This is a genomic window from Faecalispora sporosphaeroides DSM 1294 (genome assembly GCA_000383295.1).
GTDB classification, from domain to species: domain Bacteria; phylum Bacillota; class Clostridia; order Oscillospirales; family Acutalibacteraceae; genus Faecalispora; species Faecalispora sporosphaeroides.
Window position 1 is genome coordinate 645,474 of the sequence record KB911066.1, and the last position, 15,915, is coordinate 661,388.

Sequence of the window (15,915 nt, forward strand, 5' to 3'; positions counted from 1 at the left end):
GCTATTTACTTTCTGTAAAAAATTGACTGGAAAAAGGATTCTTTTCTATTATTCATGAAAAAAGACCCGATGCGGAACAATATCCGCATCGGGTCTTTTTTCATAAAAAACGCGAAAAACAGAGCGGCAGGCGCCGCAAGGAAACGAATACGCACGCAGGCAAAACCATTTCATTCCCATTCTCACAGGATTCTCACACCAATCTCTGTCTTTTCACACCCAACTCACAGGCTCTTCGCTAAAATAAGAACGGAAATCGGGAAAGACAGGCAGGGCGATCCGGTAAGAAATCCGCAGTTCCCCTTCCGCAGCAGGGACTGACCGGGCTTACCGGAACGCAGCGCCGCTGATTGAAAAACAGAAATATGAAGAACGCAAACGGCCGGTTTCAAACGCGACGCGAACGTTTCCTCACGCGCCGCAGCCCCACAATCAAATGGGGGTTTTTTGCTAACCCGCCTGCCGTTGAAGCCGGCCCTGCAGCCTGGCTCCCGGCGGCAAACGCGCCCATAAGGGATCAGACTGCGGCGAACCCCTTCTTCCCGCGTTTGGTACCCGGCGGGATCCGAATGGAATGATACATGTTATGGAACGGAGAGCTGAACGATGAAAGAATCAAACGTACAAACCGCCACTCATCAGCCGGCCGCACCGCCGGTCAATGATCTGCCGCGCAAAATCCGGCAGCTGCCCGTATCGGAAGTATACGGGGCGCTGGGCACCGCAGAGCAGGGCATTTCCCCCGAAGAGGCGCAGGCTCGCCTGAAAAAGTACGGCAAAAATACAATACAGGAAAAGAAGGGCCAGCCGCTGATCTGGAAGTTTCTTTCCAACTTTACCCACCTGATGGCGATTCTGCTTTGGATCGCCGGTCTCGTCGCGCTAATCGCGGGTATGCCGGAGCTGGCCATCGCCGTTTGGATGGTCAACGTCATTAACGGCGTATTCAGCTTCTGGCAGGAATTCCGCGCCGGCAAGGCGACCGAAGCCCTCAAGAAGCTGCTGCCGGACTACGTTCGCGTGCTGCGCGGCGGCGAGGAGCTTCGCCTTCTGGCGGAGGATCTCGTTCCCGGAGACATTATGCTGCTGTCGGAGGGGGACATGATCTCTGCCGACGCGCGTCTTGTCGAGGACAACGACCTTCGCGTCAACCAGTCCACACTCACCGGAGAATCGAATCCCGTGCACAAGGCACGTGACCAGGTGCTTCGCACCGATATTTCCACAGTGGAGTCGCCGAACCTGATTTTTGCCGGAACAACGGTCTCCTCCGGCACCGGCAAGGCGATCGTCTGCTCTACGGGAATGGATACCGAATTCGGCCGCATTGCCAGCCTGACCCAGAGCCTCAAGGATGAATCCAGCCCCCTGCAGAAGGAAATGGGGAATCTGACCAAGAAGGTTTCCGCCATTGCTGTTTCGATCGGCGTGCTGTTCTTTATTCTGGCGATTTTCCTCGCGAAATCCGAGCCTGTGGCGGCGTTTATTTTCGCTCTGGGCATGATCGTCGCGTTTATTCCGGAGGGCCTTCTCCCCACCGTTACGTTATCGCTCGCCATGGGCGTGCAGCGCATGGCAAAGCGCAACGCGCTGATCAAGCGGTTGTCCGCTGTCGAGACGCTCGGCTGCACCACGGTGATCTGCACGGATAAAACCGGCACCCTGACTCAGAACGAAATGACCGTCAGCAACGTGTGGCTCGGCGGCCGCAACCTCGAGGTGACCGGGGTCGGCTACAACGCCGAGGGCGGCCAGATTTTGGAAGAAGACGGCCGCCCCGCCGACAAGGATAACAGCGACCTGTGCCAGCTGCTCACCGGCGCCGGGCTGTGCTGCGACGCCAGACTGCTGCCCCCAAGCGAAGAAAACAGCCATTACACCGTTCTCGGCGACCCCACGGAAGCCGCTTTGCTGGTCGTTGCAAAGAAGAACGGCCTGAATCTGGATGAGCTGTCCGCCTCGATTCCCCGCCTGCGCGAGCTGCCCTTCGACTCGGGCCGCAAGCGCATGAGCACCATTCACCAGCCCCTGAGCGGCGGCCGCCTTGCGTATGTAAAGGGCTCGCCGAAGGAGGTGCTGGATTTATGCACCCGCCAGCGCAGAAACGGCGTGGTTTCCGCCATGAGCGACGACGAGCGCCGCCGCGTCATGGCGGTGAACGACGAATACGCCAAAAAGGGGCTGCGCGTGCTGGCGGTCGCCTGCCGCGAGCTGACCGGCGAAGTCGCGCTGCCGACCAGCCTGAGCGAGTACACCCCCGAGCTGATTGAGCAGGATCTGACCTTCCTCGGCCTGATCGCCATGGTTGACCCGCCCCGTCCGGAGGTTGCCGCCGCCGTGAAGAAATGCCACAAGGCCGGCATCCGCATCATCATGATCACCGGCGACTACGGCCTGACCGCGGAGAGCATTGCCCGCCGTATCGGGATCATTTCCGGCAGCCACCCCCGCATCATCACCGGTCTGGAGCTTGAAACCATGAGCCAGACGGATCTGGAGGAAGCGCTCAAGGATGAAGTCATCTTCGCGCGCGTCGCCCCCGAGCAGAAGCTTCAGGTCGTCAGCGCTTTGCAGGATATGAAGCAGATCGTCGCCGTCACCGGCGACGGCGTCAACGATTCCCCCGCGCTGAAAAAGGCGGATATCGGCGTCGCGATGGGCCGCTCCGGAACCGACGTGGCAAAGGAAGCCGCCGACATGATTCTGACCGACGACAACTTTGCCTCCATCGTCAACGCGATCGAGGAGGGCCGCGCGGTGTATAGCAACATCCGCAAATTTGTTCTCTATATTTTCAACAGCAACATGTCCTGCGCCGTGCCGATGGTTCTGTACCTGTTCTCCGGCGGGCTGATTCCGCTTCCCCTGACGATCATGCAGGTTCTGGCCATCGACCTCGGCACCGATATGGTGCCCGCCATGGGCCTTGGCTCCGAAGCGCCGGAGGCGGGTGTGATGGACGCGCCACCGCGCTCCAGAAAGGATGTTCTCCTCAATCGTCCCTTGATTTTGAGGGCTTTTCTGTGGTACGGTATGCTTGAAGCAATCTTTGGCATCGCCGCATACTTCTTCCTGAACTTCCTGATGGGCTGGCCTGCGGTTCCGCTGGCCTCTGAGGGAATCGCGTACCGGATGACCACCTCCATTACCTTTGCCGCCATCGTGCTTTCGCAGATGGGCGCGGTATTCGCCTGCCGCACGGATCGCACGTCTGTATTCAAGATCGGTTTGTTCAGCAACCGCCTGATTCTGGTGGGGATCGCGGTGGAATTCACGCTCCTTGCGTGCCTTGTTTTCCTGCCGCTGCCGTTCCTGCACAACCTGTTCAACACGGCGCCCCTGCCGCTGAAACACCTGGGAATGCTGCTGTTCATCCCGTTTGCCATGCTGCTGCTGGATGAGGCGCGCAAATGGCTTCTGCGCTGGTGGGATCGCAGAAAGAAGAAGAATCGCAACGACCAAACCCACACCAACATGCCCAAAGACGCAAAAAGGGAGGCTATTTGATGAAGATCATTATTGTAGGGTGCGGACGCAACGGCTCCGGCCTTGCGCAGGCCATGAGCAAAGCCGGTCACTCCGTTACCGTCATTGACTCTGACCCGGCAGCGTTTCAACAGCTCGGCAAAGGCTTTCACGGAAAAACAGTCGAAGGCATCGGCTTTGACAAAGACGTTCTGCAGCGGGCGCAGATCGAGCGCACCGACGCGCTGGCGGCCTTTACCTCCAGCGACGAATCGAACGCCGTAATCGCCCGCATCGCCAAAGAGATTTACCATGTTCCAAAAGTGGTCGCACGCCTGTACGACCGCGAAAAGGCCGAGATTTACAAGCGCCTGGGCGTACAGACCCTCTCCTCCACCACGTGGGGTATCAAGCGTGCATCGGATTTGCTTTCGTACTCCTCGCTGAATCAGGTTTACAGCTTCGGCAGCGGCGAGGCGGAGCTGGTGCGCGTGGAGCTGCCCGCCCTTCTGGCAGGGCACCGGGTGAATGAGCTGACGGTGGTCGGCGACATTCACGTTGTCGCGATCGAGCGCGACAACAAAACTCTGCTGCCGACAACCGGCACGATTTTTCAAAAGGGCGACGTCGTGTATATCGCGGCAACCTCCGCTTCCGGCGGTCAGCTGCGCAAACTGCTCGGCAAAACATGGTAGGGGGATGAAATCATGAAGGTAATTATTGTCGGCGGCGGTCAGGTGGGCTGCTACCTTGCATCGCTTTTGATTGAACGCGGCCACAGCATCACGATTATTGAGGCAAAGGACAACCGGATCGAGGTTTTGAAAAAATCCCTCCCGCACGATACGATTCTGCAGGGCAACGGCGCGGAGCCGAAGGTGCTGGAGGCCGCCGGTGTGCGCCAGGCGGACGTTGTGGCCGCCGTGACCGGCTCGGACGAAAACAATCTGGTCATCGGCACGCTGGCCCGCCTGGAATACGGCGTGCGCAGAGTGATCGGCCGTGTGAACAACCCGAAAAACGCGTGGCTGTTCACGCCCTTAATGGGCATTGATGCCGCCGTGAACCAGGCCGACCTGATGGCCCGGCTGGTGGCGGAGGAAATGTCGATGGGCGACATGATGACGCTTTTAAAGCTGCACGGCGGCAAGTATTCGCTGGTTGAGCGCATCGTGAACCCGGGCTCCTCCGTGCAGGGCAAGCTGCTGCGCGACATTGAGCTGCCCACCGAATGCGTGCTCGTTGCGGTCATCCGCAACTCCGACCTGCTGATCCCCCGCGGCGACACCATGCTGCAGGGCGGCGACAAGGTCGTGACGATCGTTCATATTGACCAGCTGGAGAATATGGAAAAGATTCTGGGCGCGGGCCTGTAACACAGAGCAAAGCGGACTTTGGCCGATCTGCACCCAACAGAGCCGCAAAGCCAAGTTGCACCGCCAAATTGAATGCTGCAAAACAAGGTATCTTCTATTGAGGAAGGATACCTTGTTTTTTGCCGGAAAACGGGCTTCCCCCCCTGCTGCCCAAAGCCGGATTACAGCTCCCAAAACAGATAATTTCACCCGAATTTCAATATTTATTTATTGACAAACAATAAATAAATGCTATAATCGAGTTAACGATAGAGAATGGAGTGATTTTATGAAGCAGCGTGTCTCAACCATCTTTTTAACAACCGTCATTGTCCTGATCGGAATCGCCGTGCTCGTTTTCGGCGTTTTCCTTTTGCCCAGATTTGCAAACGCTCTGTCTGCATTCGTGCCGGCGGCGGCGTTTTTCAAACTCCCGTTCCTGATCTGCATGTATGCGGCAATGATTCTTTTCTTCTTTGCGCTGTACCAGGCGATCAGGCTGCTGCACTATATCGACAGCGGAAAGGTGTTTTCCGACGCATCCATCAGGACGCTGAGGAACATGAAAATCGCCGGAACGCTGATGACCGGGCTTTTCTATTTGGCCGGTATGCCGGCCGTATATCTTGTGGCACAATGGGAGGATGCGCCCGGCCTTATCCTCCTCGGCTTTGCCATGGCCTCCATCCCGCTTGTGGTTGCAACCTTCGTAGCCGTTCTTCAAAGACTGCTGCAGGAAGCGATCCTCATCAAATCTGAAAATGATTTTACCATTTGAGGTGAGCACATGGCAATGATAATCAATATTGATGTGATGCTCGCAAAACGGAAAATGAGCGTGACGGAGCTTTCTGAAAAGGTCGGCATAACGCTGGCGAATCTTTCCATCTTGAAAAACGGTAAGGCAAAGGCAATTCGCTTCTCCACTCTGGAAGGAATCTGTAAGGCCTTGGACTGCCAGCCCGGAGACATACTGGAATACCGGCATTCGGAAGCGCCTCAAGCCGACACATGAAGGAAGGCATTCCCTTGGTCACTGCCAGCAAGGGATTCCCGCCGATCGATTCACCGCGGCGTTTTTCGGGAATAAAACAATCCTTAACAAACAAAAAACGGGGCGGCTGCAAAATGCACCCGCTGAAAAACAGTACACAAAAATGCGCCTTGATCCGTATCCTGCCAGATCAAGGCGCATTCTCCTGTTTATCAGCGTGCTTTGCCGCGCGATTTGCGACTGCAACTTTGTTTTTGCAGCAATTCTATTTTTCTAACGGAATAAATCCTGTTTCATAAAAGAGCATTCGTTCCGGCGCTTATGCGGCAGCGTGTTTATTTGCCGAATGCGGCGGTATCCCTCTTTTGCTCCTCCACCAGCTCGTAGATCAGAGACAAAATGTTTCTGGACGACTGCGATTTATCGAAGCTCTGGCAGGACTGCCGCATTTTCTCAAGCTTTTCGCGGTTGCGCAGCAGCTCGGAGATTGTGCCCGCGCAATCGTCGCCCTTGCGGATCCTCACCGCCATATCGTGGCTCATCAGGAAATTGGCGTTGTCCTCCTCCTGCCCGGGGATCGCGTCGAACACGGCCAGCGGAACGTTGCAGGCCAGCGCCTCAGACACCGTGAGCCCGCCGGGCTTTGTGATGATGAGGTCGGACGCGTGCATGTACTTTTCCACTTCGTTCGTAAAAAAGACCAGCCGGGTGTGCTTGCAACCCATTGGAGGGCTCAGGCGGCACTCTGCAATCTTATCCTCGAAGGCCTGGAACAATTTTTCGTTCCGCCCGGTGATGACGATGATCTGGAACGGCAGATCCAGACAAACGATATCCTCGTAAATCTGGAGGATGTTTGAAACGCCGAAGCTCCCCGCCATAATCAGGATGGTAAGCTGGTCGGGCTTCATTCCCAGCTCTTCCAGCAGCGCGGCCTTGTCGGCCTTATCGAAAAACACATTGTAAACCGGAATGCCGAACGGGTACACGATTTCGCGCCGCACGCCCATGGCCTCCATCTCCGGCACCATGTCTTCACTCGACACGACGTAGGCGTCCACATTGTCCGAAATCCACGCCTTATGCGGGCCGTAGTCCGTCATGATGCAGATCAGCGGCACCCTGACCTGCCCCTTTTCTTTTAAATGGGAAACCATTTCCGTTACAAAGGGGTGCGTTGCGATGACCACGTCGGGCTCGTACTCCTCAAACAAGGGCAGCAGCCGCTGGCTGAACAGGCTGTTGAATTTCGGCACCATCTGCGCCAGGGGATTTTCCTCGTTGGATTTCTGGTACAGCAATCCGAACATTTTCGGAGTCTTCGTGGCCAAAAAGTGATATCCGTCGCAAATCGTTTTATCTAAGATTGGATGAATGGTTTTCAGCGCATCCACCACTCTCACTTCAACATCTGTGGTATTCTCCAAAAGATACGACTCAATTGCATGGGATGCACGTAAATGGCCGCCTCCGGTTGCCGCAGATAAAATAAGAATTTTCACCTGAAGGTTCCTCCTGTGAGAACGGAACGATTCCGTTCTGCGTATTTTTCAAAATACAGTCCCGACCCGGCAGTGCCCAAATGAAAAAGTCTGCATTTCTTGCCGCAGGGTCGCGTATTTATACAATATAGTATTTCCCACTAAGTTTCAAGCCTTGATATGTAAATATTTTACGGAATAAACGGCCTTTTGAAACTTATGTAAAAGCTGTAACTTTACATTCCTTGCAAAAGGCGATAAAATAGATTCGCGAAAAGCCTTGTTTTGCTGTGCCTTCAGCTTCCCGCTCCGGGAACGCGCAGGACGAATTTTGTTTCAGGAAGGAAGGATTGTTGTATGAATCAGACGACTCATCCCCACCAGGAAGAATCCCTGAAGGACCTGTATTCTTCTTCCCCGAAACACGGCAAAAACAGCTCCGGCCGGTGGAAAAAGATTGCGGCCGCCGCGGCCGGCGTCCTGATTTTGGGCGCAGCTGTGTTTGCGGGCGTCTCTTACTACCAGCAGCAGGAGAAGGCGAAGAACGAAGCCACTCTTCTGCGGGCGGACACCTACTACGCCGGAACGGTGGTAGAGGGAATCGACCTGGGCGGAAAGACAAGGGAAGAGGCCCAAAAGGCGCTGGAAGCCGCCGAGCCCGCTCTTCTGCCAAAAATCGACATCACGCTGACCTACGGCGATAAAAGCTGGACGCTCACCGCGCAGGATTTGGGGTACCGCTTCAACACGCGGGAGGTTCTGGACGAAGCCTACGGCTACGCCCGCACGGGCAGCGACGAGGATCGCCTGAAGCAGATCGAAGCGCTGAAAACGACCCCCAAAACCTATCGTCTGACGGCAACGCACGACGAAGCGGTGTTAAAACAGAAACTCTCTGAAATCGAGCAGGCTGTGAATGTTTCGCCGGTCAACGCAACGGTCGCTTCTTTTGATACCGCCACGGCCACGTTCCACTATAAGGACGGCAAAGACGGCCTCGCGGTGGAAAGCGACTCTCTGTTCTCTCAGGTGAACGCCCTGGTGGGCGGCAGCGGAACAGGAACGATTGAGATTCCCGTGAAAACGGTTCCCTTCGACGTGACGCAGGCGCACCTGAAAAGCCATATGCAAAAGCTCGGCACTTACACAACCACCTCAACCAACACCGCGGACGGCAACCACAACATGAAGGTGGCTTCGGCGGCCATCAACGGCAAGGTGATTGAGCCCGGCGCCGTATTCTCATTCAACAATGCAACGGGCGACTCAAATCTTCCCGAAAACGGCTACCGCAAGGCCGTGGCCATCTCCGGCGGAAAGAAAGTGCTGGAATATGGCGGCGGCGTATGTCAGGTGTCCTCCACACTGTACGGGGCGGCTATCCGCTCCAACATGGAGATCACCAGCCGCGCCAATCACATGTGGCGGTCCTCCTATGTTCCGCTCGGTCTGGACGCAACCGTCAGCTACCCTTATTTGGATTTTCAATTTAAAAATCCCACCGAATACCCGGTATACATCGTGGCCGGCATGGCCGGCACAAAAGTGACGGTTACGCTTTACGGCTACCAGTCCCCCGATTATGACGCCATCGAGGTCGTCTCTCAGCAGACCGGCACCGTGGCGCAGCCTGCGGACCAGTTCGTGGTGGATCCCTCCCTGAAAAAGGGCGAGAAGGTTCTCGACCGCAAGGGCAACGCCGGCATTCGCGCGTCCGCCAAACGCATTTTCTACCTCAACGGCAAGGCGGTCAAAACAGAGGCTCTGCCGAGCAGCTATTACCGCGCCATTGCGAACATTTATAAGGTAGGCCCCGGCACGGAGGGAACCGCTTCCGTATCCCCGGCCTCCTCGGCACCCGTCTCTTCAAAGCCTGCGCCGAGCGCGCCGGCTTCCTCTTCACAGGCTTCGCCTTCCTCCCACGCGTCGTCTCAGCCTGCTTCTTCTCAGCCGAACACGGCATCTTCCGACTCCTCCGGACAAACGGAATCGGGCCAATAACAGCCCCGCAAAGAGCTTTTACCTGTTCCTGCAACAGGGGCATGTATCAACCTGCGCAAAAAGCGGGATACTAGTTTCGTATGAAAGGAGAAATGAGCTTTGCCGAATCAAGCAAAATTCAAAGACCCCAAAATCAGCGTGGTAATTCCCGTCTACAATGTGGAGCCTTTTGTCGGCAAGTGTCTTTCCACTCTGGTTCACCAAACATTTCAGGATTTTGAAATCATCGCCGTCAACGACGGTTCAAAAGATGGTTCCCTTGCTATTCTTCGCGAATTCGAGCGGAATTATGTCAATATTATCGTGATCGACCAGCCCAATGCCGGCATGTCTATGGCGCGCAACCGCGGAATGGAGGCCGCCCGCGGCGATTACCTCTGTTTTGTGGACAGCGACGATTATGTTTCTCCCTACTTTTTGGAGGAGCTGTACCGCGCAGTCACCGAAAACGACGCAGACATTGCCTGCTGCTACTATTATTACCACTTTGTCCGCTCAGATGTATTGTACAAGTACCCGTTTCGCTGCCACGGCGTTTTCAGCCGCGACGTGGCCATGAACAAGCTGCTGCACGACACCCAGATTCAGAGCCTTGTATGGAACAAAATTTATAAAAGAAGCCTGTTTACCGATTACGGTATCACCTTCCCCTCCATGGCGTTTGAGGATCTGGCCACGGCAAACAAGCTGTTTTCGCACGCAAACAAGGTCGTCGTCATCGACAAAGCGCTGTATTATTATAGTCAGCAAAGCACCAGCACTCTGGCTACGATCAATGCGGACAAGATCAACGATTTTATCCGCGCCACCGCCATGGTGCGCGCCACGCTGGAAAACGTGGGCGTTTATTCCGATTATGAAAAGGCCTACCATGCCCTTTGCCGCAAGACCGGCCTGTGCTGTCTTTATTATGTGCTGAAAATGCACCTGCGGGAGAGAAAGGGCGCCAACTGTCTCAGCAATTTAAACCGGGTGCGGCGCGGTATTTTCTATTGCTGCAGCAAGCAGTTCAAGCTGGAAAATCTGCGGCGGCATATGCCGGACGTTACCGTTTGCCCGCCGGCGCTAAAAGAAAATTATTCCACTCGATAAAGAAGGGCGCGCGGCTGCGCGCCCTTCTATTTCCCAAAAATGGAGGAGAACAGTCCTATGAAAGACGGATTTTTCAGAATCGCCGCCGCTACCCCGGTGATTCGGGTAGCGGACTGCCGGCACAACGGATCTGCCGTGATCGACCTGATGCGCGAGGCGGAGCAGCAGCAGGCGGGCGTTGTGGTATTCCCCGAGCTGTGCCTGACGGGCTACACCTGCGGTGACCTGTTTCGCGACAATACCCTGATCGCGGGTGCGGAAGCGGCCTTATCACGCATTCTGCACGAAACCCGCGGTATGCGCATCATCGCCGTGATCGGCGTACCCGTTGCGCTGAACGCCGAGCTGTACAACACCGCCGCCGTGATCCATCAGGGCCGGATTCTGGGGCTGGCCGCCAAGCGCAGCATTCCGAATTATTCGGAGTTCTATGAAGCGCGCCATTTTTCCCCTGCTCCCGCTGCCTGCGAGGTCACACTCTGCGGACAAGCGGTGCCGATGGGCGGCGATTTGATTTTCCGCTGCGTGTCCATCCCGGAGCTGGTACTGGGGGTGGAAATCTGCGAGGACTTGTGGATGCCGGAGCCGCCCTCGGCCAATCTGGCCTCCTGCGGGGCGACGGTGATTCTGAATCCCTCCGCGAGCGACGAGGTGATCGGCAAGCCCTCTTATCGCCGCGCGCTCGTCACCGGGCAGTCGGCCCGGCTGATTGCCGCCTACGCCTACGCGGACGCGGGCGAAGGGGAATCCTCCACCGACATGGTTTTTTCCGGACATAACCTGATTGCCGAAAACGGCGCCCTTTTGGCGGAGGCGCCGCTGTTTACCACCGGCCTGACCTGCGCGGACGTTGACCTGCAGCGCCTCATTCAGGAGCGCCGCCGCATGACCACGTGGCAGAACGGTCGCCGCTGCACGGCGATCGAGTTCGATTTGGCCCCTGCTCCGCTGGAGCTTCGGCGCACCTTCCCCTGCCTGCCGTTCGTGCCGTCCGACTCCTCCGATCTGTACGACCGCTGTGAGCTGATTCTGACGATGCAGGCCGAGGGGCTGAAAACCCGCCTGCGCCACACCGGCGGAAAATCGGCTGTGATCGGTCTTTCCGGCGGGCTGGATTCCACTCTGGCACTGCTGGTCACGGTGCGCGCCTTCGACTCTCTGCGGCTTCCCCGCACGGGGATCACCGCGGTTTCGATGCCGGGCTTCGGCACCACCAGCAGAACCAAAAACAACGCTTCGGGCCTTGCGGAGAGCCTGGGCGTGAGCTTTCGCGAAATTTCCATCGCGGCCGCGGTGGAACAGCATTTCAAAGACATCGGCCACGACCCGCAGGTTCACGACGTGACCTACGAGAATTCGCAGGCGCGCGAGCGCACGCAGGTATTGATGGACATTGCCAACCAGACGGGCGGAATCGTCATCGGCACGGGCGACCTGTCGGAGCTTGCGCTCGGCTGGGCCACCTACAACGGCGATCACATGTCGATGTACGGCGTGAACGCCTCCATCCCCAAAACGCTGGTGCGCCACCTGGTACGCCACGCGGCGGAAAACAGCCTGCCCGGGGTGCGCGAGCTGCTGCTCGACATTCTCGATACGCCCGTCAGCCCAGAGCTCCTGCCCCCGGTGAACGGCAAAATTTCTCAGAAAACGGAGGATTTGGTCGGGCCGTATGAGCTGCACGACTTCTTCCTGTTTTACATGCTGCGCTTCGGCTTCCGCCCAAAGAAAATTTACCGCATGGCACGCATGGCCTTTGCCGGCGCCTATGACGACGAAACGATCAAAAAGTGGCTGCTGATCTTCTACCGCCGCTTCTTTGCCCAGCAGTTCAAGCGCTCCTGCCTGCCGGACGGCCCCAAGGTGGGCACTGTAACGCTGTCGCCCCGCGGCGATTTTCGCATGCCGAGCGACGCCAGCTCCCGTTTGTGGCTGGACGAAATCAAATCCCTGTAATCATAAGTGCCTTTGTTCTCCCCGCCCATGGCGCGGGAGAACTTTTTTTCTGTCTCCTGAAAATCGGGCAGACAACCAACAAAAAGTGTTTCTGACGCAGCGATAAAAAAACGCTTTGAGATCCCTCTCCCTGCGGCAAGGGGAATCCCTGTTTGATTGACGATATGCACGAATGAAAAGCGCGCCTTTGGAATACACCTGATAGTACAGGTTGTAGGAGGAGGCGCTTTCTTTTGAAAATTTCTGCGGTGATTCAGCAGCTGAACGATGTTCTGCATCCCCTGCTGTGGGGCTGGCCCGTTCTGGCCGCCATTTTGCTGGTGGGGGCAAATTTTACCTTTCGTTCGGGCTTTTTTCAGTTTACGCATTGTAAACTCTGGATGAAAAATACTTTCGGTAAACTTTTCAGCCGGAATTCACGCAGCGGGGAGGGAATTTCTCCCTTTCAGGCGGTTTCCACCGCGTTGGCCGGTTCCATCGGCACCGGCAACATCGTGGGGGTCGCCACCGCTTTGACTCTCGGCGGCGCGGGCGCGATCTTCTGGATGTGGGTCTCGGCGATTCTGGGAATGATGACGATCTTCTCTGAAAACGTGCTGGGCATGAAATACCGAATCAAAAATTCGGACGGCACCTGGCTGGGCGGCGCGATGTATTACCTTGAGCGCGGCGTTCACAGCCGGGGGCTGGCCGTGCTGTTTTCCATCGGCTGCGTGCTGGCCTCGTTCGGCATGGGGAACATGGCGCAGTCGAATTCCATCGCCGGTGCGCTGCAGGACACCTTCGGCGTCGCGCTCCCCGTAACCGGCTTGGCGCTGGCGGTTCTGCTGGCAGTCACGACCTTCGGAGGCATCCGCCGCATTGCCCGTGTTACGGAACGCCTGGTTCCGTTTATGGCGGTCAGCTACCTGCTCGCGGCGGGAATCGTTCTGTACTGCCACCGTCAGGTACTGCCGGAGGTGCTCCGGCAGATTGTGGAGGAGGCTTTCGGCCTGCGGCAGGCCGCCGGAGGAATCGGCGGGGCGGCGATGGCGAACGCGGTGAAAACCGGCGTTTCGCGCGGGGTATTCACCAATGAGGCCGGGCTTGGCAGCTCGGTCATGGCGCATTCCGGCAGCACGCTCAAAGAGCCGGTAGAGCAGGGCATGTGGGGCATTTTTCAGGTGTTTCTGGACACGATCCTCATGTGTACGGTAACAGCGCTCGTCATCCTGTGCAGCGGCGCGCTTTCGGGCGGAAAGGACGGCGCGGCGCTCTCGGCGGCGGCCTTCTCCTCGGTATTCGGCAATTACGGCGGCGCGCTGATCTCCGTGTGCATCTCGCTATTTGCGTTTGCCACCCTTTTGGGGTGGTCTTATTACGGTGAGTGCGGGGTGCGATACCTTGTGGGCAACCGGGCGGTGCCCGCCTACCGGATTCTGTTTGCCCTCTCGGCCATTGCGGGCTGCACGCTCGATTTGCATCTCGTTTGGGGAATCAGTGATATTTTCAACAGCCTGATGGCCTTCCCGAACCTGATCGCCCTGTTCCTGCTCAGCGGGGAGGTGCTCGACGAAACCGCCAACTACCTGGCCAAGTGCCGCCAGAAGGACCGGGCAGACGGAAAGCGCCGTCTCTTTGCCGGGATTCGGCGCAGTTATTCCTCGCACAGCAAAAAATACCAGAGCAATAAATTTTAGCTATATCCTTAAATAGAGAAATCCTATATGATTTCTAGGCTTTTTTTATTGACAAATAAGAGAGGGCTCTCTATAATAAGTGTAATCCCCGGAGAAAAAGGATTTCTTTTTTTACAAAACCCCGTTTCTGAAGCGATGCTCCCCATTTACTATCCGAGCGTTTTGGTATATACTAAGAGGGTTATTGTAGAAAAGGAGGGAATTTTGTGGCGCCTCAAACATTGATTGAGATTCAGGAGCTGGAAAAGACATTCCAAACCAAAAACGGCGCTGTTCACGCCTTAAAAGATATTAATCTGCAAATTCAGCAAGGGGACATATTCGGGATCATCGGCATGAGCGGCGCGGGAAAAAGCACCCTGGTGCGGTGCATGAATCTGCTGGAGCGCCCCACGGCCGGCCGCGTGCTGTTCGACGGCAAGGACATAGCAAAGCTGAACGACTACCAGCTGCGCACGGTGCGCCGTTCCATGGGAATGATCTTTCAGCAGTTCAACCTGCTGATGCAGCGCACCGCAGAAAGCAATATCTGCTTCCCGCTGGAAATTGCCGGGGTGGACAAAAAAACCGCAAAGGCGCGAGCCAGGGAGCTTTTGGAGCTGGTCGGCCTTTCCGACCGCGCAAAGTCGTACCCGTCGCAGCTTTCGGGCGGGCAGAAGCAGCGCGTGGCGATCGCGCGTGCTCTGGCCCCGAACCCGAAGGTGCTTTTGTGCGATGAAGCCACCAGCGCGCTGGATCCCACCACAACCGCATCGATCCTGTCGCTGCTCAAGGACATCAACCGGCGGCTGGGCATCACCATCATCATCATCACGCACGAAATGAGCGTCATCGAGCAGATCTGCAACCGGGTGGCCATCATTGACAAAAGTCACATTGCCGAGGTTGGCAGCGTGGAAGAAATCTTCTTTCACCCTAAAACCGCCGCGGCGCAGAAGCTTGTTTACCCGGACGGCCGCAAGAGCGAGCCGTTCTCGGCGCAGGATGCCGACGCCACCTGCTACCGGATCGTGTTCGACGGCAACTCCTCGTTCGAGCCGGTGATTGCGGATATGGTACTGGAATTCAAAATCCCCGTGAATATCATCTATGCGGATACGAAAAATATTGACGGCAAGGCATTCGGCCAGATCGTCATTCAGGTTCCCCAGCAGGAATCCCTGCGGGAAAACATGCTGCGGTACCTGCAGCGGCGCGGGCTGACGGTGGAGGAGGTGACCGGCTATGTGGGATAATGCCACAATCCAGATGCTGCTGGTCGGCATTGGGGAATCCTTATACATGACGGTGTTTTCCGCCCTGTTCGGCTATGTGATCGGCCTGCCGCTCGGCATTCTGCTGGTCATCAGCGCAAGGGATGGAATCCGCCCCAACGCTTCGCTTTACAAGGTGCTCGACGTGATCGTCAATGTGACACGCTCGATTCCCTTTCTTTTGCTGATGGTTATGCTGATTCCGGTAACGCGGGCTATTGTGGGCACCTCTTTGGGCCCCACGGCCGCCATCGTTTCACTAACATTCTCCGCCGCGCCGTTTATTGCGCGCATGGTGGAGTCCTCTTTGATGGAGGTCGACAAGGGCGTGATCGAGGCGGCTCATTCTATGGGTGCGTCCGACCGGCAGATCATTCTAAAGGTGCTGCTGCCGGAGGCGGTTCCCTCCCTGATCAACGGGGCGACAATCGCGATCGCCACCATTCTGGGTTACTCCGCAACAGCTGGCTTTATCGGCGGCGGCGGACTTGGCGCCATTGCGGTCAACTATGGTTACTATCGCTATCAAACCGATATTATGCTCGTCACAGTGCTGTTACTGGTTGTTGTGGTGCAGATTTTTCAGGAAATCGGAATGCGTTCCGCCGGGAAAAGTGACAAGCGTAAATCTTAAATATT

General features: G+C 56.6%; 13 protein-coding genes. 12 read left to right on the forward strand and 1 reads right to left on the reverse strand.

Annotated features, from left to right (window positions below; translation table 11 throughout):
- Window positions 1–606: 606 nt before the first annotated feature.
- From G340_RS16300 to G340_RS17750, 6 genes are all read left to right on the forward strand, one after another.
- Window positions 607–3,507: a cation-translocating P-type ATPase gene (locus tag G340_RS16300; protein ID WP_020072235.1), complete on the forward strand. Its 2,901-nt coding sequence runs from the start codon at window positions 607–609 to the stop codon at window positions 3,505–3,507.
- Window positions 3,507–4,160, forward strand: coding sequence for a potassium channel family protein (locus G340_RS0103290; protein ID WP_020072236.1), 654 nt, complete (start codon window positions 3,507–3,509; stop codon window positions 4,158–4,160). The genes G340_RS16300 and G340_RS0103290 overlap by 1 nt, the downstream gene beginning before the upstream one ends.
- A 12-nt stretch (window positions 4,161–4,172) precedes the next feature.
- On the forward strand, window positions 4,173–4,841 hold the full coding sequence (locus G340_RS0103295) for a potassium channel family protein (protein ID WP_020072237.1): 669 nt from the start codon (window positions 4,173–4,175) through the stop codon (window positions 4,839–4,841).
- A gap of 268 nt (window positions 4,842–5,109) precedes the next feature.
- Window positions 5,110–5,598: a DUF2975 domain-containing protein gene (locus tag G340_RS0103300; RefSeq protein WP_020072238.1), complete on the forward strand. Its 489-nt coding sequence runs from the start codon at window positions 5,110–5,112 to the stop codon at window positions 5,596–5,598.
- 9 nt (window positions 5,599–5,607) lie between these two features.
- A complete protein-coding gene (locus tag G340_RS0103305) occupies window positions 5,608–5,835 on the forward strand; it encodes a helix-turn-helix domain-containing protein (RefSeq protein ID WP_020072239.1) in 228 nt (75 codons plus the stop codon).
- Entirely contained in the window at window positions 5,832–6,113 is a 282-nt protein-coding gene (locus tag G340_RS17750) for a hypothetical protein (RefSeq protein WP_154653074.1), read from the forward strand. The genes G340_RS0103305 and G340_RS17750 overlap by 4 nt, the downstream gene beginning before the upstream one ends.
- Window positions 6,114–6,149: 36 nt before the next feature.
- Here the strand turns inward: G340_RS17750 and G340_RS0103315 are convergent, their stop codons facing one another.
- A complete protein-coding gene (locus tag G340_RS0103315) occupies window positions 6,150–7,316 on the reverse strand; it encodes an MGDG synthase family glycosyltransferase (RefSeq protein ID WP_020072241.1) in 1,167 nt (388 codons plus the stop codon).
- A 336-nt stretch (window positions 7,317–7,652) separates the two neighbouring features.
- Between G340_RS0103315 and G340_RS0103320 the strand changes: the two genes are divergently transcribed.
- The 6 genes from G340_RS0103320 to G340_RS0103345 all read left to right on the forward strand — a co-directional run bounded on the left by G340_RS0103320 (window position 7,653) and on the right by G340_RS0103345 (window position 15,910).
- Window positions 7,653–9,296 (forward strand): VanW family protein, encoded by a 1,644-nt coding sequence (locus G340_RS0103320; protein ID WP_020072242.1) that lies wholly within the window; start codon window positions 7,653–7,655, stop codon window positions 9,294–9,296.
- Between the two features lie 99 nt (window positions 9,297–9,395).
- On the forward strand, window positions 9,396–10,388 hold the full coding sequence (locus G340_RS0103325; protein ID WP_020072243.1) for a glycosyltransferase: 993 nt from the start codon (window positions 9,396–9,398) through the stop codon (window positions 10,386–10,388).
- Window positions 10,389–10,445: 57 nt separating this feature from the next.
- The gene (locus tag G340_RS0103330; protein ID WP_020072244.1) at window positions 10,446–12,344 is read left to right on the forward strand and encodes an NAD(+) synthase; all 1,899 of its coding nucleotides are present in this window, start codon (window positions 10,446–10,448) and stop codon (window positions 12,342–12,344) included.
- A gap of 233 nt (window positions 12,345–12,577) precedes the next feature.
- Entirely contained in the window at window positions 12,578–14,023 is a 1,446-nt protein-coding gene (locus G340_RS0103335; protein ID WP_020072245.1) for an alanine/glycine:cation symporter family protein, read from the forward strand.
- Window positions 14,024–14,229: 206 nt separating this feature from the next.
- The gene (locus G340_RS0103340) at window positions 14,230–15,258 is read left to right on the forward strand and encodes a methionine ABC transporter ATP-binding protein (RefSeq protein ID WP_020072246.1); all 1,029 of its coding nucleotides are present in this window, start codon (window positions 14,230–14,232) and stop codon (window positions 15,256–15,258) included.
- Window positions 15,248–15,910: a methionine ABC transporter permease gene (locus G340_RS0103345; RefSeq protein ID WP_020072247.1), complete on the forward strand. Its 663-nt coding sequence runs from the start codon at window positions 15,248–15,250 to the stop codon at window positions 15,908–15,910. The genes G340_RS0103340 and G340_RS0103345 overlap by 11 nt, the downstream gene beginning before the upstream one ends.
- The last annotated feature ends 5 nt before the right edge of the window (window positions 15,911–15,915 follow it).